We start from the raw sequence: 18,343 nt of genomic DNA, 5'->3' as shown, positions 1-18,343 counted from the left end.
ATTGAAATCCAAGAGCAGAAGCTTAAACAGTACCACTGGATTTTTTGGCCTTCGATTGGGAAGTGTAGGATTGAATGCCGTTCATAATTTTATCGCGAGTTCCCTTATTCTTCAGTAAATATACTGCTCCCAATGCGACCGTTGTAAATAATGTCTTTTTGGTATTCATAGGAATTACCTCCTTGGTATTGTCTGTAGTTGCTTATAACAAACATACCCGTTAGTTAAGGAGGCTAAACGATAAATCTCTATTTATTGCCCATTTTACAAGCCTACTTCTTGTTGTTAACCGGTGTAGAACAACAAGAAAGCGGGGAATCCATCGATGCTGCCGAGCAGCTTTTTCCTTTATCACAGCCTGCACAAGCGCCTTGCTTTCCCTTTTGCACATGTCGATAGATGGTCCAGCCAGAATAACCGAAAATTAAGGCGACAATCACAACATTTATCATAATGGTACCCCACTTTCATCATGAGAATCTTATAATTTACAAGTCTACGACCATCCTAATAACCGTCCGCCTTGAAAAATAATTAAAGATACGATATACGCCAGAACGAGAGAATAGCCCATGGAGAAGAAGGTCCATTTCCAAGACGCTGTTTCTTTTTTGATTACCCCTACAGTAGCCAAACAAGGAATATATAGCAGGATAAAGGCCATAAAGCTGATCGAACTCAATGGTGTGAAGACTTGAGAAATTTGATTTTCTAAACCAGCAGCATCTGGTGCGTGATAGATGATATTCATGGTAGAGACTACTACCTCTTTTGCCAAAAATCCCGGAACCAATGTAGAGCCAGCCTGCCATGTTCCGAAACCAAGCGGTGCCAGTAGCGGGGCAATCATACCTCCAAACTTAGCCAGGAAGCTGTGATCCATGTCTACATCAAACCCGCCAGGACCGGCATAAGACATAAACCAAATAATTGCTGAGCCTGCAAGAATAATAGTTCCAGCTTTTCGCAGGAAACCCTTGCCCTTTTCCCAAGTACTGCGCGATAAGGTCTTGATCTGCGGCATACGATAAGGTGGAAGCTCGATCATGAAAACTGAGGATTCATTTTTGAATAAATATTTAGAGAATACCTTACAAAGAATCAGCGCAAATACAATACCCATCACATACATGGACAGAACTGCTACGGCCTCTTGCGCCGGGAAAAATACTGCTGCGAATAAAGCGTAAACAGGCAGTCTCGCAGAACAGGACATCAGCGGCATTAGCAAGGTGGTCAGCATTCGGTCTTTGGGCTGTTCGATGCTGCGCGCCGCCATTATGGCAGGTACATTGCAGCCGAAGCCAATGATGAATGGAATAAATGCTTTTCCGTTTAGTCCCATACGTTCCATCGTGCTGTCCATTAATAAGCAAACCCGAGCCATGTATCCTGAATCCTCCAAGAAGGAAATGATCAGGAAGAGAATGAAGATTTGCGGGACAAAGACGAGGACGCCCCCTACACCGCTAATTAATCCATCGACGATCAGGGCATGCGTGAAGCTGGATGCTCCAAGCGTCTGAAGCAGGGAATTGGCTCCATCACTAATCGGTCCGGAGATCAGGCCATCGAGGAGATCTGATAGAGGTCCGCCGACCCAGTCAAATGTGGTCTTAAAGAGAGCGTACATAAAGAAGATAAATAAGGGCAGTCCTAGAAAACGATGCGTCAATATGGAATCTAATCTTTCTGTTAAGTTATGAGGCTTCTGTGTTGTAGTATCAAGTACTACCTCACAAATGGAGTGGATATAATCCATCCGCTGTGAGCGAATCCATTGGGGGAGCGTCAGGGCCAGCTTTTTGATCTGTAGCTCACTCTGACAGGATTCACAGATGTTTAGCAGGCGGGTGGTGTCCATACGTGTCTTTAGAAAATGAAGAATAACCGGATTCTGCTCCATAAGCTGTAGAGCAATCCAGCGGTGATTGGGTAAGTCCTTGATAGGAAGTAATTCCTTCTCTATAGAAGATATCGCATGCTCTACAATCTCACCGTAGTTCAACTTGAACTTTACAGCGGGAATCGCAGAGGATTTCTCTAAAATACTGAGGACTTGTGCGCAGCCTTTTCCCGTTCTTGCAACAAGCGGGAGGACAGTTATACCCAGTCGTGATTGTAAGACTTCATGATTGATGCGAATTCCACGTGCATTGGCGACGTCAATCATATTCAGTCCGAGTAAGGTAGGTTTGCCATACTCAAGTAATTGAAGCGTGAGCAGCAGATTTCGTTCCAGCTGTGAAGCATCCACGATATTAATTAAGGCTTCAGGAGATTCTTCTATTAAATACTGGGCAGCAACTCCCTCATCACGTGAGAGTGGGTGCAAGGAATAGATGCCCGGCAAATCAATGAGCTTGCCAGCGCCGTTCTTCAGGCTGCCAATCTTCTTTTCTACCGTTACCCCTGACCAGTTACCAACATATTCGTATGAGGAGGTTAACGTATTGAAGAGAGAGGTTTTACCTGTATTTGGGTTACCTACAAGTGCTATTGAACTCAAGACACGTTCACCTCAATCAATGAAGCTTCCTTCCGGCGGATGGCGAACAGTTGGCCATTGCATTCTAAGGTAATAGGTCCTAAAAAAGGTCCTTTCCCTTTCAGGCGAATGCTCACACCCTCGGACACTCCAAGATCAGCCAGACGACGACGCAGGATGGGGTTGATTCCTTCTATTTTATGAATATATCCGGTCGATCCCGGTTGTAGTCGCAGTAATGAGCAAGAGGTAGAAGCCATTTTTATCCCTCCAAAAGAGACTGATAATCAATCTCAATGATTTTCTTGTAATGTAGCATTTTTAGGGCTTATTTACTGTGATCATTGTCGCTGACACGATGTGGTAATAGTATTAAAGAGATGAAGATGAAATTCCTTTACATTTTATTCTTCATTAAAGTATGATTATACGATATAAATTGCATAGTAAAGCTATATTCGCGGTTATAATGATTGCAATAGTTGAAGGGAGATAATTATGAAGACTAATCAATGTAAGATTGTTGACTGCACCATCCGAGATGGGGGCCTAGTGAACAACTGGGATTTTAGTGTGGAATTTGTACAAAACTTATATGCCGGCTTGAATGAAGCTGGTGTTGATTATATGGAAATCGGTTATAAAAATTCACCAAAATTACTCAAAGGAGCAGAGGGTGCCGGACCATGGCGTTTTCTGGACGATGATTTCCTGCGTAAAGTGATTCCGCAAAAAGGTCACACCAAGCTATCTGCTTTGGTTGATATCGGCCGCGTGGATGAGAATGATATTTTGCCTCGCAGCGAAAGTATGCTGGATTTGATTCGTGTGGCATGCTACAGCAAAGATGTAGAAAAAGCCCTCCAATTGGTACAAACTTTCCATGATCTAGGCTATGAGACAACGATCAACATTATGGCTTTGTCTAATGTTATGGAGAATGAATTGTTGGAAGCCTTTGAAATGATCCGTGAGAGCGTTGTTGATGTGGTATATATTGTAGATTCATACGGCAGCTTGGATCACAATGACATGAATTATCTGGTTGAGAAGTTCAAAACACATCTGCCAAACAAACGTCTAGGCGTACATACTCACAATAATCTTCAGTTGGCGTTCTCCAACACGTTGATTGCTGCTGAGAATGGTGTAGAGTTACTGGATGCTTCTTGTTATGGAATGGGACGAGCTGCAGGAAATTGCCCTACAGAGCTGTTAGTAACTCATTTGAAGAATACACGTTACTCCTTGCGCCCTGTGCTTGATATTATTGAACGCCTGATGATTCCTTTGCGTGAGAAAGAGGAGTGGGGCTATATCATTCCTTATATGATCACAGGTACACTTGATGAGCATCCACGTTCAGCAATGGCACTTCGTGCCTCTGCAGACAAGGATAAATCCGTTGATTTTTTTGATAAGCTTACAACACCAGAAGTAACCTTTGGAGACAAATAAACTTGAGTTTCTTAGAAGCACTGAACCCTTTCGTAGGGGGAAGTGCTTTTTTGGTTGCCTGCTAGCAGAAAATGGTTTATATTTATGCAAGATTTATGAATATATAACTTATAAACGCGCCTTCCATTTGAATGCTCATAAAAGAAATGTAACTTAAAAGTCCTATCCCGCCGATATTTATACATAGGACATAACTATACTTGAATGTTAATTAATAGATATTATTTTCAGACGCGAGGGACTTATGAGACAAGAAGAGAAAAAGACAATTCAAGCAGCTGCTGTAGGCGCCTTGCTGTTCCTTTTAATTCAAATTTTCCATACATCGCTTAACCGATTGGACGATTGGGATATTATTTCTTCTCTCTATCTCATTGTCGGCTGCTGTAATGTTGCTTTTGGATTTGCAATATTTGCACAGGGCTGGTTATTCTTCTCTAGCAGATTATCTAAAGGAAGATTATATGCCGCTGCCCTTTTTGGTGGAATTTGTATTATTGATTTTTTGCATACACTGGGGTTTGTCGGCGTCCCGTTGATTTCATCATTCATAACTTTTGAAGAATCTTTATGGCTGCGAACCCTCTCACGACTAATCAGCGGTTTAGGAATGTTGTTTATTTTTAGCAGGGAAGATAAGCCCGTGTCTGTCTCTGAAAAAAGAAAGTTGTTTAGAATAGCCTTCATGCTGATTGTGCTTTCCATTGTTTTGTTTATAATCAGCCACTCGGCGTTGCCACAGTTTTTAACTAAGCCTTGGATGAATCCTTTGAAGCAGATTGCTGATTTAGCAGTTCTTTTTGTTTACTTGGCAGGTGTTGCAGTTATTGTATTTCCTGAAAAAAATGAAAAGTCAGCCTCACTTCTTATTATTATTCGAGCACTTATCTTTTTCTCTTTGGGCCAAGCCTTTTTTATGAGTCCATTCAGTAGTGGCAATATAGATGATCTTTTTGGAATGGTGTGTAGCGGAGTTGCTTACTACTTGCTGCTTACCGGAGTATATCGTCTGACGATTGAAGAACCCTTTTACGAAAAGCAGTTGGCTGAGGAGCGGATCAATTATTTAGCCTATCATGATGATTTAACGGGACTTCCCAATAGACGTCGACTGACGCAGCGTGTAGAAGAAATGATTATTGCTGGGGAAAAGAATACGAGCGATAAATTCTCAGCGTTAGCTATTATGAATATTAATCATTTCAAGAATATAAATGACTCCCTGGGCCATTTTGCCGGAGACCATTTATTGAAGCTGGTGTCTGAGCGGCTTGTGAATGAGGCCAAATCTACTGAAGAGCTTTATAGTATGGGGGCGGATGAGTTCGCTTTTCTTATGATGGAGAGAGCAAGTCTTGGAGAATGTTTAGTTCGAGCTACGGAGCTGCATCGATTATTTGAGATACCTATTGCTTTAGAGTCGGGGGAGTACCATATATCGCTTAGTATGGGTTTAAGTATTTATCCCGGTGACGGTGAAACTGCGGAACATCTAATTCAGAATGCTGATACGGCTGTACATAATGCCAAGGAACAGGGAGTGGAGATTCGCCGGTATATCCCAGCTATGCAGATGAAAGCAAAGGAACGTCTAAAGCTGGAAAATGACCTCCGCAGAGCGCTTGAACGCAATGAATTCTTTCTGGTGTATCAGCCAAAGGTTTTGCTGGAGACGGAAGAGATCGTAGGAATGGAAGCCCTGCTCCGCTGGAATCATCCGAAGCGTGGTCTGGTCTCTCCTGCGGAATTTATCCCGTTAGCTGAGGAGAGTGGCCTCATTGTTCCGATTGGGGAATGGGTTCTCAAAACAGCTTGTCTGCAGAATAAAAAATGGCAGCTGGCCGGCTATGTGCCGATTTGCGTCTCCATCAACCTATCTATGCGGCAATTCCTTCAGCCTAATCTAGCAGGGAGGATTCATACCATCTTAACCGACATTGGATTAGATCCGTGTTATGTCGACCTTGAGATTACTGAGAGTATGACCTTGGACAAAGAAACAGCCTTTGATCAGCTGAAACGTCTGAAAGAGCTTGGTGTCTTCATCAGTATTGATGATTTTGGTACAGGCTACAGCTCCCTGCATTATCTAAAGAACATGCCGATCGACAGATTGAAAATCGATAGGTCGTTCGTATCAGAGGTTATGGAGGACAGCAACAATGCTGCTATAGTCTCTACAATCACTTCTATGGCGCATCATTTGAAGCTGAAGGTTACAGCTGAGGGTGTTGAGAACAAGGAGCAGCTGCAGTTTCTGCGTGAGCAGCATTGTCATGAAGCTCAAGGATTTCTGTTCAGCAAACCTATTCAGCCAGCAGAGTTTGAGGCGATATTTTTAAAAAAGGCACCCCTCGGCGCTTCCCTGTAAACTAAAAAAATGTTGATTTTTACTTGTAGGGATGATACAATATCTCTTGTATTCACTTTCTAGTGCGGGTGTAGTTCAATGGTAGAACTTCAGCCTTCCAAGCTGATAGCGTGGGTTCGATTCCCATCACCCGCTCCATAATTCAAACTTCCAAATCCTTGCGATGCAAGGATTTTTTTATATCCCATCAGCCTATTAATGGTTGGTGGGATTTTGTTGTTTATACTATTTGCCTAATGGAAAAACTTTAATATAGCGTACTTTTAAGAAAAGGTTGTGAAACTTTTGAATGGTGCAAAGATTGCGTTCCTATCTGTACTTAGCAATACATTTATCGTTTCTTTAAAGCTTATGGTCGGAGTACTTACAGGTTCAGTAGCAATTATCTCGGAAGCGATCCACTCCTCCTTAGATTTAGTTGCTTCGTTGATTGCTTTTTTCTCGGTCCGATGGTCGAGTCGCTCTGCGGATAAAGCTCATCCTTATGGTCATGGCAAAGTGGAGAATATCTCAGGGACGATTGAAACGTTGCTTATTTTTGTAGCTGGATTCTGGATTATAAATGAGTGTGTTCATAAAATAATGAATCCAACCGCAATCGAACTTCCCTTTTTGGGCATTATTGTGATGGTGGTCGGAGCGGGGATTAATTATATGGTTTCGCGCAAGGTTAAAAAGAAGGCAGACGAACTTCACTCTGTGGCTATGAAATCGAATGCTCTGCATTTGCTTACGGATGTTTTCACCTCTTTGGGGGTTGCATTCAGTTTATTATTGGTCACCCTCACTGGATGGACGATCCTCGACCCTGTCATTGGGATTGTGTTGGCTCTGTACATTATGGGTGAAGCCTATAAACTTCTAAAGGAGTCATTTCCTCCGCTGTTGGATGCACGATTAACTGAGGCAGAAGAAAATGAAATATTACGTGTCATAAAGTTATTTCAAGGGCGATATATTGAATTTCATGATTTTCGTACCCGACGATCTGGTCCAGAAGAATATGTCGACTTTCACCTTGTGATTCCTTCTAAAATGAGTGTTGCTACTGCGCATCAATTATGCGACGAAATTGAACAAGCCATTCAAGGCATATTTGAACGTGCTCAGGTGTTAATTCACATTGAACCCGAACATGAACAGTTGGCTAACAAACCTATATTACATGAAGGCTAATAATGGTGATTACTCACAGATTTTCTCTGCTATTTCAATATTTTGTTTTAAGTGATATGGTGATTATATCTCTTTTATATTCATTCTATATGGGGGACAGATAATGATCGCTTATTTAAGACCTTTAATAATAAGTAGCTCAGTTAAAAGCTTGATTTTTCTTTTAATAATATTGGTGATAGCAATGGTATGGTGGTTTTATAAATGGACTAAGTAATGATGTTTTTTTGTTTGGCCGCATACTAAAAAGCCAGGCTCCCAATTTAGGGATCCTGGCTTTAATTGTTTGTAGGTATCTTATACAGTCTTTAGGAACTCAACGATGGTGAGTAATCCCTTGTCGAAGTTCTCCAGGTTGAAATGCTCATCCGGTGCATGCAGGTTCTCATCATCGAGACCAAAGCCCATCAGAACGACGGGTGCTTCCAGCACACGGGAGAAGCTCTCCATGATCGGAATGGAGCCGCCGTCTTTGGTGAAGAGGGCACGGGTTCCATATACTTTGCCATATGCGTCTGCTGCAGTTTGCAGAATAGGATTCGACGGATCGATGTTAAAGGCACGTGCCTTCTCCATTTGCTTAACATGCACTTTCGCTCCGGTCTGAATATTAGCTTTCAGATGTGCTTCAACGGCATCGAGGATATGCTGTGGATCCTGATCGCCAACTAAGCGGCAGGTAATCTTCGCATGGGCTTCTTTAGGGATAACCGTCTTACTGCCTTCCCCTTGGAAACCGCCGTATACGCCGTTAAGCTCTAGCGTAGGACGAGCGCCAATCCGTTCTACAAAGGAATAACCTTCTTCGCCGTATAACGATTCCAATCCAAGACCTTCGCGGATTTTGTCTTCATTCACACCTTGCTTCACGAATTCTTCCCGCAGCATTGGGGAAAGCTCAGGAACGCCCTCATAGAATCCGTCTACAGATACACGTCCTTTGTCGTCATGAAGTGAGCTTAGCAAAGATACTAGGGCATGCAGTGCATTCGGAACGCCACCGCCGTAAGAACCAGAGTGCAGGTCTGTCAAGGCAGTAGTTACGTCAACTTCAAGGGAAGCTAGACCACGTAGCCCAGTGCAGATGGCAGGACGACCGCGTTCCAATAGGGATGTATCGGAGACTAGCACTGCATCCGCAGCGAGCTTTTCTTTATTGGCTTCAAGGAACGGAGGCAGATTCACACTGCCGATTTCTTCTTCACCTTCGATGCAAAGCTTGAGATTCACAGGAAGAGTACCTTCTTGTTTCAGGATCGCCTCAATGGCTTTGAGGTGAACGAATACTTGTCCTTTGTCATCTGTTGCTCCGCGTGCATAAAGCTTGCCATCACGAATCTCTGGTTCAAATGGAGGTGTGGTCCATAGGTTTAATGGATCTACTGGTTGTACATCGTAGTGACCATACACGAGAATGGTTGGTTTGCCTGGAGCATGAAGATAATCGGCATATATAACGGGATGTCCCGCTGTCGGATGCAACTCAATGTTCTCAAGTCCGGCTTTTTTCAGGGTGTCTGTCAGCCAATGGGCTGCCTTCAGTACATCGTCCTTATGTTCAGATAAGGCAGAAATACTTGGAATTCTGAGCCATTGTTTTAGTTCTTCGAGATGTTCATCCCGGTGGGTTGAAAAATACGTTTCGTATGACATAGTGAGTATGTACCTCCTTAAGTTTTGCTGCGCAAAACCGGCTTTGTAAGCGCCTGGGCATAAGCTTGTTGGCCATGCGTGACCGTCTTGTTTAGCATTCTATAGGAACCATTATACTGGAGAACTCACTATGGATCAAAAGCGATGGGGCAAACCTCTCACCAGATGATTGTAGCCGGCGTCACACCTTGGGGAAAAGTATCCTCAGCTTTGCTTTTGTCCATATACATTTCATACCAAACATCAGCGATGATTCCTGGATCTGTAGCTGTGCCGGGTTTAATGAATACACCAAGTGCTAAATGACCTACATAGATTCCTTGTGGAGCCAAATCTGCATGCAGGTTAAGTGCGTAGTTTCTTAATCCGCTAAGCGCAATGCCTACATTACCCATCATCTGCATGGGATAGATGGAGGACAATCCGGTTGTGAACAGCAGTGCGCCGCTGCGTTTCTCCAGCATCTCAGGCAATACCTGTGCTACGCTGCGGATAGCGGCTACAACCAGTGCCTGAAAGGCATCCTGTGCATTTTCTTCTGTTACTTGTGAAGCGGGAGTAGGAGGGTGATTTCCACTTGTCGGGCAGAATTCGAGCACATCGATAAAGCCGTATTTTTTCTTGATATTATCGAAGGCTGTGGCTACTTGTTCTTTATTGTATACGTCGGCAGGAAAAGCAGCAGCCTCGATATTCAGTGCTTGCAGTTCCTGAACAAGGGTGTTCAGCTTCTCTTCATTTCGAGAGATTAATGCCACTTGAAATCCGTTGGCTCCGAATTTTTTGGCGATTGAGAGTCCTAGGCCGGGTCCAGCACCCATGATGGCAATGGTCTTTTTCATGATTTATTAGTTCCTTTCCGGTTGTTGATTACTAACAGTAACCATGATAAGCTGAATAGGCTTGAGGGACAAGAAGGCACTATTACATGCTTAAGTTACATGGAGGTAACCACAGTTGGAACATTCAAAGGAAGAACCCACCCGGTTCATGCCGATGCTGGAGGATTGCTCCATTACCCGCCAGATTCTGGACAGGGTCGGAGACAAATGGAGTGTACTGATCATAGTCAATTTAGGTGCTGAAGCTTTGCGGTTCAAAGAGTTGCAAAGGCGCTCTGGAGGGATATCACAACGGATGCTGACCCAGACCCTGCGCCATTTGGAACGGGATGGATTAGTTTGGCGTAAAGCGACGCCTACAGTCCCATTGACTGTGAAATACGGTCTGACGAGCATAGGAGAATCATTGTTAGGACCTTTAACCTCGCTTGTGGACTGGGTCAACAAAAACAATGGGAAGATCGCCAAAGCGCGTAAAGATTATGACCACCAGCACGACACACAGGAGTAACAAGACAGCAGAACAATTCACTGGGATAGAGGATGGATTATATTGCATAAGGAAAGTGAAACCAACACATTTATTTATACTTACACCTGTTCAGAGGACGAGTTATCGCTGTGTCAGATGGAGCTGCGATGTCTTTTTGGCGAGCAGGTGCCGACTGCTCTTTTTAAGAGTGAGGTTGAGGTGGATGTCAGCCGCAGTCCCTTCATTAAAGAGCGGATTGATGTAATGTATGAAGGGGATAGTCTGCCTGAGATTTATGATCAAACGGAGCAGGTGGAGCTTGGCGGCAAGACGTTTAAGGTTATTTTTGTGAAGACCAACGATCTGGGCCCTGCAGACAAAATAGAGTATGATGAGCGCAGAGTGATCGAGCGGGAAATTGGGTTGCGGATTGAAGGAGAAGCGGATGTTAACCATCCGGAGCTGGTATACGGCATTGTTACGTTGGGTGGACGCTGGTACTTCGGATCTTATCATAAAAACAAGGCAACTTGGTTCCGCCAAATGAAGAAGCCACGCAGCTATTCTATCGCGCTTAGTACACGTGTAGCCCGTGCCGCGGTTAATATGGCTATTCCGAATCCTGAAGGTATACGTGCTATAGATCCTTGCTGCGGTATTGGAACTGTAATGGTAGAAGCCTTGTCAATGGGAATCGATATGGTTGGACGTGATATTAACCCTATGATTGCTACCGGTGCGAGAACAAATATTGCCCATTTTGGATTCACCAGTGAGGTAACGCTTGGGGATATTGCGGATATCACTGATCATTACGATGTAGCCATTGTAGATATGCCATATAATCTATATTCTAGTATTACACCTGAGGAGCAGTTCGCGATTCTAGTGAATGCGCGCCGGATTGCAGATCGGGTGGTTATCGTTGCGATTGAACCGATGGATGAGATGATCACTGAAGCTGGATTTACAATCATAGACCGTTGTGAAGCTAAAAAAGGAGCCTTCTCGCGTCATTTAATGCTTTGCCAGTAATCCTAATCAGGTACCGAAAAAGGGGTGCAGCAATGGAGCAGAAATGGTTAACGTGGGCCAAAGAAATTCAGGCCATCGCACAGACTGGATTAACTTATGCTAAGGATGTTTATGATATAGAACGGTATCAAGCTTTGCGGGAGCTCAGTGTAGATATCCTCGCTAATTATACCTTTGAAAGCAAGGAGAGAATTAGACTCTCCTTTGCGGGTGAAGGGGGTTATGCTACCCCAAAAGTTGATGTCCGTGGTGTTGTATTCCGGGAGGATAAAATTCTACTTGTTCGCGAGAAGTTGGACGGGAATTGGGCGCTTCCTGGTGGCTGGGGAGACATTGGACTGTCCCCGAGTGAGGTTGTTGTGAAAGAAATCAAAGAGGAATCGGGTTTTGAGGCAGAAGCAATTCGCTTACTGGCTGTATTAGATAAGAAATTTCATAACCATCCTCCGGAGCCTTATCACGTGTACAAGTTCTTTATTTTATGCCGCATCGTGGGCGGAGAGGCAATGGAAGGGGTAGAGACTAGCGAAGTTTCGTTTTTTGCAGAAGATATGCTGCCTGAGCTTTCAGCAGAGCGGAATACAGAGGCACAGATTCGGACGATGTTTGAATATTTACGAAATCCGGAAAAAGTAGTAATATTGGACTAAGAATCTGCATATACTGTATGACTTCCGTAAATTTAAGTTTTTAATTATTCAAAATTTGGTTAATATCTAATATGTAAGCACTTACAACGTTTTGGCCGCTGAGCCTTTATATCTACCAAAATTCAAAATTTTAATTTTTTGGGTCGAGCGGTCTACATTTTTTCCTCTACTGTGACGATAAGATATTTTAGGAGGGGATCGCATGGAACAAGAAGAATTGAGCATTCCATTGAAACAGGAAAATGTGGTGCGTCCTGCAGAAGGCAATATTGCCACTGGGCTGGTTTGGGGTATCTTAATCAGCATTCCGTTATGGATCTCTGTTATTGGCTGGATTTTGGGATTTTGGCACTAAACCATAAATTAATGAGGATCTAATTCTGTTGAATTTATAGTATACACAAAAGGCTGTCCCTTCCTTGTGGAAGAGACAGCCTTTTGCGTTTTTTGAAGATCTTAGCCTTTTGTAAATACCACTTTGAAATTCTCACAAACAACTTTCATCTTTGGATCAAAGGGTTTGTTTAAGAATTTTAAGGATTCTCGGGTGAAGAACTGCTCATGATCATGCCGCCATGACTTAAGCGTCCGGTCACCTTCTCCTTCAGTATAGGCAAACTCAGCGCTAACCTCATCAAAAGGTATAATTTGTACATCTGTAGTAACAATTATTGCCTGCGGATCACCAGAACCATCCAGCACGATACTGTGACCGCCGACTTGCGGAAACGTCTCGTCACAAGTTTCAAATATATCATAATTTGAAGCAGTTCCTGTCTTAATCCCACGAATCACCAGATCGAGCAGTTCATCGGCCATCTGGGGACTGTCACCAAAGGCCCACGCGTCATAGTTATCCGCTGTTTGTGGATGAAGCTGGGTATATTCTTTCCATAACAACTTAATTTTCTCTTTGTTGCTCATATGCTCATCTCCTTATAGATTAATTTATAGATCAGTTGTCTCCATCCATCCTGTATAGAGCTCATCCAACTGTTCCTGTATCGCATCACGTTCTTGTTGTAGTTCAGCAAGTTCAACTGCATCGCTGCTGATCAGGGGCTCTAACATCTTGGCATCGATCACGCCAAGGCGTTTCTCTACCTCTGCAATGGCCGTTTCCCAGTCGAAGGTGTTGTTTTTCCTACGGGAACTGGAGGATTTAGCGTTGGATTCTTTCCCTGAATTGTTAGATTGAGGCTTATCAGAGCCTGAACTTGTTCGTTCTGCAGAGAAAGGTTTAGCTTGATCCGCAAAAGAGGGAGCCAGTAATGCTTTTTCAGCTTGTTTTTCCTTGTAATATTCATAGTTTCCGTTGAACACTCCAAACCGCCCGTCTTCAATGGACCATAGTTTGTGAAATAGACGATTGATGAAATAACGGTCATGAGATACCGCCAGAACTGTGCCTGGAAATTCCTCTAGTGCTTCTTCGAGTGCTTCACGAGAATCTATGTCCAGATGATTGGTCGGCTCATCGAGAATCAGCAGATTTGGCTTGCGATGCATTAGTACAGCGAAACGCAGGCGGGTCCATTCACCACCGGACAGATTCGTAATGTCTTTGAATACATCGGGACCATAGAATAGGAAACGTGCAAGCTGCCCGCGAGCTTCACCTTCTTCTAGTCCAGCTTCTTCGCGGAAGTAGCGGAGTACAGACTGTTTGTTATTTTCCGGAACAGCCTCTTGTGCGAGGTAGCCGACCACAGTTCTTGAGCCGAGTGTACAGCTTCCGCTGTCCGGGGTTTCTTGCCCTAAAATAATTCTTAAAAGTGTACTTTTACCTGCCCCGTTACCGCCGATGAGTGCCGTAGTCTCTCCGTAGCGAAGTACTTCGTTTGCCTCTGCGAAAAGGCTTCGCTGACCATAGGCTTTTCCGAGATCCTCCAAAATGACAACCTGATTACCGGAACGGTCATTTTGCTGTAGCTGCAAATCCATCGATTTGCGCTCCAGAATAGGACGTTTAACCTTCACCATACGATCCAGTGCTTTTTGCATGGATGCTGCTCTCCGGTAAAAGGAAGGGTTAGGAGGGGTCCCGCGATTGCCAAAATCAATGAGACGTTTGATGCTTTCCTGCATTTGTTTTATTTTTTTCTGCTGCTCTTGATAATCAGCAAATTGTTGAAGAAGCCGTGTTTCCTTCTCCACTTGATAGCCGCTGTAGTTGGTGTGGAAGGTAAAAGCCTCGCCATCTTCAATCTCGATGACTTTCTTGACTACAGCGTCCAGAAAGTAGCGGTCATGGGAAATCGCCAGCACTGTTCCATCATAACTCTGTAAAAATTGCTCCAACCATTCGATGGCATTCATATCGAGATGATTGGTTGGTTCATCCAGTAGAAGGATGTCTGGACGGCGCAGCAGCAGCTCCGCAAGTCCGACTTTTGTTTTTTCTCCTCCTGAAAGAGAGGCGAACAGTCGGCTGTATTGTCCGGTTCCGATCCCGAGACCCGAGACTACGCGCTGAATAGAGGATTCGATCTCGTACCCTCCGGCGGCCTCGAACTTATCCTGCAAGCTGCCATATTCTTTAAGCAGCCGATTCCAGAGGGGTTCATCCGTTCCGCTGTTAAAGCTGGACATTTCCAGCTCAAGCTCCCGCAGGCGATGCTGCCATTGCAAAGGTTCGGCAAAGCTGCGCTGCAGAACATCATATACGGTTTCTTTTTCGTTAACTTCTTGAATTTGAGCTAACAGACCTACTACGCTGCCTTTGCGTATTGAGATTTGCCCTTCATCGGGGCGTTCCTCCCCGTTCAGCAGGTGGAATAGTGTCGTTTTGCCACAGCCGTTGCGGCCGATCAGGCCGATTTTTTCCCCTTGGCGGATATCGAAGGTGATGCTATTCAGCACGAGTTGTGCCCCGTGGTATTTTTGAACATTTTGGCATTGGATGATCATATATATTCTCCTTTAAGAATGCCCTTCGCACCGCCAGTACCCTAAATGGCTCCGAAATCCTGTAAAAACCATAAAAAAAGACCGTAGGGAAATTTCCCCACGGCCTTATCATTCTCCGGTTAACTGATCCGTCCGGGTGATGGCAGGAAAGGCATTTCACAATTGTGTAGTGTTATTAAATTCATACAAATGGACAGACTTCTTCCGTTATCGCCATTTACATGAGCAATGCCAGCTATCGCTTTAGGTAGCCGACTCATAACACTGTTGGTCCAATTGTGATCCATTCCTTCCACACCCCTCTCTTAGTAAATTTAATGACAGTGTAATCAAAAATCAGAAAATAAGCAAGTAAAAAGATGTCAGAGAGTATTTTTACACAGCATAGAATATGGAAAATAGAATAATATGGTTCTGTAGTGGGGGGCAAGTGGCTAAATTTAACGGATGAAAAGAGGAAGAGATATGGCACTTTTTGACGGATTAATGGGCAATGCATCGCAAGTGAATCTTACGGAGGTCCAGCGGGAATACGCACAAATTCTTGCTCCTCAGGAGAAAATCGAACGTGCCTATAAGCTGATTAGAGATATGTTCATTTTTACGGACAAGCGGCTTATTCTGGTGGATAAACAAGGTCTGACGGGCAAGAAAACAGAATATCATTCGATCCCTTACAAAAGCATCTCGCATTATTCCGTGGAGACGGCAGGGCATTTTGATCTGGATGCGGAGCTATGTATCTACATTTCCAGCAGCACGCTTCCGGTGAAGAAGACCTTCAATAAATCCGTAAATATTTACGAGGTGCAGGCCGTGTTGTCGCAATATATTTTAAAATAAATTGTTTATTCGGTGTTCCAAAGCACAAGCCCCCCCTAAGTAAAAGTGGCTAAGATTACTAAGGTTGGATTCAGCTAGATATATCTGAGATAGGCAGCCAGTGGAAGAAATAGGTTAGAGACATATCCGAGATAGGTAGGCATTTGGTGGCAAAAGGTGACTAGACATATCTGGGATAGGTAGCCATTTGACGGTAAAAGGTCACGGTAGTACGCCATGGTAGTATGCGGCTCCCTGTAATTAAAATGATTTTATAATATTCGTAGACGTGAATCTACAAGGTTAAACAAAGATAACCTCTTATTTGTGCATGGCTCACAAAAAGAAGAGGTTTATTTTGCGTTTCAGCGTAACCGATTGACAAAGGATTTTCGTGTAATGTTAAATGACACTAATTAAACCTGAAGTTATAGGGGCTCGCAGAGGAACCTGGTGCAGAAGATAGGAAGATTGAATATGTTGAAGAATCCCGCCGCAAAAACAAGGAGTTGGGACATGATGGTGAACTCATAAAACTTAGGGGGATGGGCATGAGGAAGAAACCCGTAAAATTTAGGGGGATGGGCATGGCGGAGTAATCCGTAAAAACATAGGGGGATGGGACATGGCGGAGAAACCCGTAATAGGCACAAAAACTATGGTAGTTAGCCCCCATTATTTAGCCTCGGCTGCTGGTGCACGTATGTTGGAAAAAGGGGGGAATGCCTTTGATGCAGCGGTGGCGATCAGTGCGACACTAGCTGTAGTATATCCGCATATGACGGGGCTAGGCGGAGATTCCTTTTGGTTGACCTATAACACGCAAGAGGCACGTGTTCGGGCCTATAACGGAAGCGGGCGCTCCGGGTACGGAGTCCGCAGAAGCAGCTATGCCGGGGATGCTTTTATTCCGCGGCGGGGGATTAGCAGCGCCATTACGGTGCCGGGGATGGCAGACAGTTGGGATGCCATACTGAGTAAGTATGGCCGCTTTACGCTGGCGGAAGTACTGGCGCCTGCTGTTGGTTATGCTTTGGAGGGGTTTCCGCTGTCGCCGGATCAGCGGAATAACACGGCTGTTGCGGGCTCTGCGCTGTCGCCGGAGGCGGCAGCGATTTACACGCCAGGCGGCGTGATTCCTTGTGCTGGATCGCGATTCCAGCAAAAACAGCTGGCAGCCACCCTGCGGACATTGGCGGCGGGTGGGCGGGACGCTTTTTATAAGGGGAAGATTGCGGAGGACATCTGTGACTTTATGCTGGCAGCTGGCGGGTATCTGACTCGGGATGACTTTGCGGATCATCAGGGCGAGTGGGGCGAGCCGCTTCATACGGATTATCACGGGCATACGGTGTACCAAGTGCCGCCTAACTCTCAAGGTTTCACAGGACTAATGAGTCTTAATATGTTGGAAAATTTCAACTTTGAAGCAATCGAACATGGATCGTATGAATACTACCACCTGCTTGTTGAAGCGTTGAAGCTAAGCTTCCGCGATCGGGATAGGGTGCTTACGGATCCGGATTTTAGTGCTATACCTTTGGAGCAGCTGCTGGATAAACGTTATGCAGGACAATTAGCGTCTGCGATCTCGATGCAAAAAGCTGCGCAACTGACAAGTCAGCCTATCGGCAGTGATACAGCTTATGCTGCGGTTGTGGATGAAGATGGGAATGCGGTCTCTTTTATTCAGAGTCTGTATTTTGAATTTGGCTCGGGTGTGGTCGCTGGGGATACTGGGATTCTGCTGCAGAATCGAGGTTCGTTTTTTTCGCTGAACCCCGGGCACATCAATACGCTTGAGCCGCATAAGCGCAGCTTCCACACACTGATGCCAGCGATGGCCTGCCGCGAGGGAAAACCTGCAATTCTTTATGGGACGCAAGGTGGCGAAGGTCAACCACAGACTCAAACTCTGCTGCTCACACGGATGCTGCATTATGGCATGAATCCACAAATGGCTGTGAATGCGCCGCGTTTTGTGTGGGGGAGAACGTGGGGAGAGCCTACGCAAGAACTGAAGGTGGAGAGCAGGGTAGCTGATGAGGTGCTGGCAGATTTGGCCGCAGCCGGTCATATTGTCCGGAAAGTAGATGACTACGATGGGGTTATGGGGCACGCTCATGTGATTTCGATAGATGACAATGGATACCGCAGTGGGGGGACGGACCCGCGCTGCGATGGTGCGGCGATTGGGTGGTAAGTATAGGAATGATGGAGCGACCGGAAGGACTCTGAAGGAATCGTAAGAGGGGGATTAAGGGGCTAACGGGCTATGAAGGAGTCGTAGAAGAAAGATGAGGGAGCGAAAGAGTGGAGGAGGGGCGTAGGTGGAAAGACCAGGGAGCAAAGGGACTGCTGGAGGAATCGTAGGAAAAAAGGTGAAGAATTCGAAAGGCTGCTGGAGGAATCGTAGGCGAGATTGTGTGGGATCTGAAAGGCTGCTAGAGGGATTGTAATAGTAAT

At 44.8% G+C, this 18,343-nt stretch carries 19 protein-coding genes and 1 tRNA gene; 11 read left to right on the top strand and 9 right to left on the bottom strand.

Translation table 11 applies throughout. The annotated features are described in order from the left end of the window. Positions 1-22: 22 nt before the first annotated feature. The 4 genes from MHH60_RS06185 to MHH60_RS06170 all read right to left on the bottom strand — a co-directional run bounded on the left by MHH60_RS06185 (position 23) and on the right by MHH60_RS06170 (position 2,748). The gene (locus MHH60_RS06185) at positions 23-169 is read right to left on the bottom strand and encodes a hypothetical protein (RefSeq protein WP_172628785.1); all 147 of its coding nucleotides are present in this window, start codon (positions 167-169) and stop codon (positions 23-25) included. 103 nt (positions 170-272) lie between these two features. Next, a complete protein-coding gene (locus MHH60_RS06180; protein WP_038569228.1) occupies positions 273-452 on the bottom strand; it encodes a FeoB-associated Cys-rich membrane protein in 180 nt (59 codons plus the stop codon). A 44-nt stretch (positions 453-496) separates the two neighbouring features. Next, positions 497-2,509 carry a ferrous iron transport protein B gene (feoB, locus tag MHH60_RS06175; RefSeq protein WP_036680095.1) on the bottom strand — a complete coding sequence of 671 codons (2,013 nt, stop codon included), beginning with the start codon at positions 2,507-2,509 and terminating at the stop codon, positions 497-499. Continuing rightward, positions 2,506-2,748 carry a FeoA family protein gene (locus tag MHH60_RS06170; protein WP_036680093.1) on the bottom strand — a complete coding sequence of 81 codons (243 nt, stop codon included), beginning with the start codon at positions 2,746-2,748 and terminating at the stop codon, positions 2,506-2,508. The genes feoB and MHH60_RS06170 overlap by 4 nt, the downstream gene beginning before the upstream one ends. 238 nt (positions 2,749-2,986) lie before the next feature. On the opposite strand from MHH60_RS06170, the gene MHH60_RS06165 reads away from it, so the two are divergent. The 4 genes from MHH60_RS06165 to MHH60_RS06150 all read left to right on the top strand — a co-directional run bounded on the left by MHH60_RS06165 (position 2,987) and on the right by MHH60_RS06150 (position 7,493). Then, the gene (locus tag MHH60_RS06165) at positions 2,987-3,946 is read left to right on the top strand and encodes an aldolase catalytic domain-containing protein (RefSeq protein WP_170914180.1); all 960 of its coding nucleotides are present in this window, start codon (positions 2,987-2,989) and stop codon (positions 3,944-3,946) included. Positions 3,947-4,190: 244 nt separating this feature from the next. Next, entirely contained in the window at positions 4,191-6,317 is a 2,127-nt protein-coding gene (locus MHH60_RS06160; protein WP_076136217.1) for a putative bifunctional diguanylate cyclase/phosphodiesterase, read from the top strand. A gap of 64 nt (positions 6,318-6,381) precedes the next feature. Continuing rightward, a tRNA-Gly gene (locus tag MHH60_RS06155) sits at positions 6,382-6,455 on the top strand. A 147-nt stretch (positions 6,456-6,602) separates the two neighbouring features. Then, the gene (locus tag MHH60_RS06150) at positions 6,603-7,493 is read left to right on the top strand and encodes a cation diffusion facilitator family transporter (RefSeq protein WP_076136219.1); all 891 of its coding nucleotides are present in this window, start codon (positions 6,603-6,605) and stop codon (positions 7,491-7,493) included. A gap of 297 nt (positions 7,494-7,790) precedes the next feature. Here MHH60_RS06150 and MHH60_RS06145 read toward each other — a convergent pair whose 3' ends face one another. Together MHH60_RS06145 and MHH60_RS06140 are read right to left on the bottom strand one after the other, a co-directional pair. After that, the gene (locus MHH60_RS06145) at positions 7,791-9,146 is read right to left on the bottom strand and encodes a dipeptidase (RefSeq protein WP_076136221.1); all 1,356 of its coding nucleotides are present in this window, start codon (positions 9,144-9,146) and stop codon (positions 7,791-7,793) included. A 158-nt stretch (positions 9,147-9,304) separates the two neighbouring features. Then, complete coding sequence (locus tag MHH60_RS06140; RefSeq protein ID WP_076136222.1) at positions 9,305-9,988, bottom strand: SDR family NAD(P)-dependent oxidoreductase; 684 nt, start codon at positions 9,986-9,988, stop codon at positions 9,305-9,307. Positions 9,989-10,103: 115 nt separating this feature from the next. Here MHH60_RS06140 and MHH60_RS06135 point away from each other — a divergent pair, with 115 nt between their 5' ends. From MHH60_RS06135 to MHH60_RS06120, 4 genes are all read left to right on the top strand, one after another. Further along, positions 10,104-10,499 carry a winged helix-turn-helix transcriptional regulator gene (locus MHH60_RS06135; RefSeq protein ID WP_256715154.1) on the top strand — a complete coding sequence of 132 codons (396 nt, stop codon included), beginning with the start codon at positions 10,104-10,106 and terminating at the stop codon, positions 10,497-10,499. A gap of 42 nt (positions 10,500-10,541) precedes the next feature. Beyond that, positions 10,542-11,495, top strand: a complete 954-nt coding sequence (locus MHH60_RS06130) for an RNA methyltransferase (protein ID WP_076136224.1) — start codon at positions 10,542-10,544, stop codon at positions 11,493-11,495. 32 nt (positions 11,496-11,527) lie between these two features. Then, the gene (locus MHH60_RS06125; RefSeq protein ID WP_076136226.1) at positions 11,528-12,145 is read left to right on the top strand and encodes an NUDIX hydrolase; all 618 of its coding nucleotides are present in this window, start codon (positions 11,528-11,530) and stop codon (positions 12,143-12,145) included. A 202-nt stretch (positions 12,146-12,347) separates the two neighbouring features. Continuing rightward, positions 12,348-12,500 carry a hypothetical protein gene (locus tag MHH60_RS06120; protein ID WP_155288093.1) on the top strand — a complete coding sequence of 51 codons (153 nt, stop codon included), beginning with the start codon at positions 12,348-12,350 and terminating at the stop codon, positions 12,498-12,500. Positions 12,501-12,601: 101 nt separating this feature from the next. Here the strand turns inward: MHH60_RS06120 and MHH60_RS06115 are convergent, their stop codons facing one another. The 3 genes from MHH60_RS06115 to MHH60_RS06105 form a co-directional block, all read right to left on the bottom strand. Continuing rightward, the gene (locus MHH60_RS06115) at positions 12,602-13,069 is read right to left on the bottom strand and encodes an ASCH domain-containing protein (protein ID WP_076136228.1); all 468 of its coding nucleotides are present in this window, start codon (positions 13,067-13,069) and stop codon (positions 12,602-12,604) included. 24 nt (positions 13,070-13,093) lie between these two features. Beyond that, a complete protein-coding gene (locus tag MHH60_RS06110; protein WP_076136230.1) occupies positions 13,094-15,055 on the bottom strand; it encodes an ABC-F family ATP-binding cassette domain-containing protein in 1,962 nt (653 codons plus the stop codon). Between the two features lie 119 nt (positions 15,056-15,174). Continuing rightward, positions 15,175-15,342 (bottom strand): hypothetical protein, encoded by a 168-nt coding sequence (locus MHH60_RS06105; protein ID WP_162636617.1) that lies wholly within the window; start codon positions 15,340-15,342, stop codon positions 15,175-15,177. 178 nt (positions 15,343-15,520) lie between these two features. Between MHH60_RS06105 and MHH60_RS06100 the strand changes: the two genes are divergently transcribed. From MHH60_RS06100 to MHH60_RS06090, 3 genes are all read left to right on the top strand, one after another. Beyond that, the gene (locus tag MHH60_RS06100; protein ID WP_036680049.1) at positions 15,521-15,898 is read left to right on the top strand and encodes a PH domain-containing protein; all 378 of its coding nucleotides are present in this window, start codon (positions 15,521-15,523) and stop codon (positions 15,896-15,898) included. Positions 15,899-16,502: 604 nt separating this feature from the next. Continuing rightward, on the top strand, positions 16,503-18,080 hold the full coding sequence (gene ggt / locus MHH60_RS06095; protein ID WP_076136232.1) for a gamma-glutamyltransferase: 1,578 nt from the start codon (positions 16,503-16,505) through the stop codon (positions 18,078-18,080). Between the two features lie 127 nt (positions 18,081-18,207). After that, positions 18,208-18,336: a hypothetical protein gene (locus MHH60_RS06090; RefSeq protein WP_341161121.1), complete on the top strand. Its 129-nt coding sequence runs from the start codon at positions 18,208-18,210 to the stop codon at positions 18,334-18,336. The last annotated feature ends 7 nt before the right edge of the window (positions 18,337-18,343 follow it).

Source organism: Paenibacillus sp. FSL H7-0716 (assembly GCF_038002705.1).
Lineage (GTDB): Bacteria > Bacillota > Bacilli > Paenibacillales > Paenibacillaceae > Paenibacillus_AQ > Paenibacillus_AQ odorifer.
Note: the sequence above shows the minus strand (reverse complement) of the source record. Positions and strands in the feature narration are given on the sequence as shown.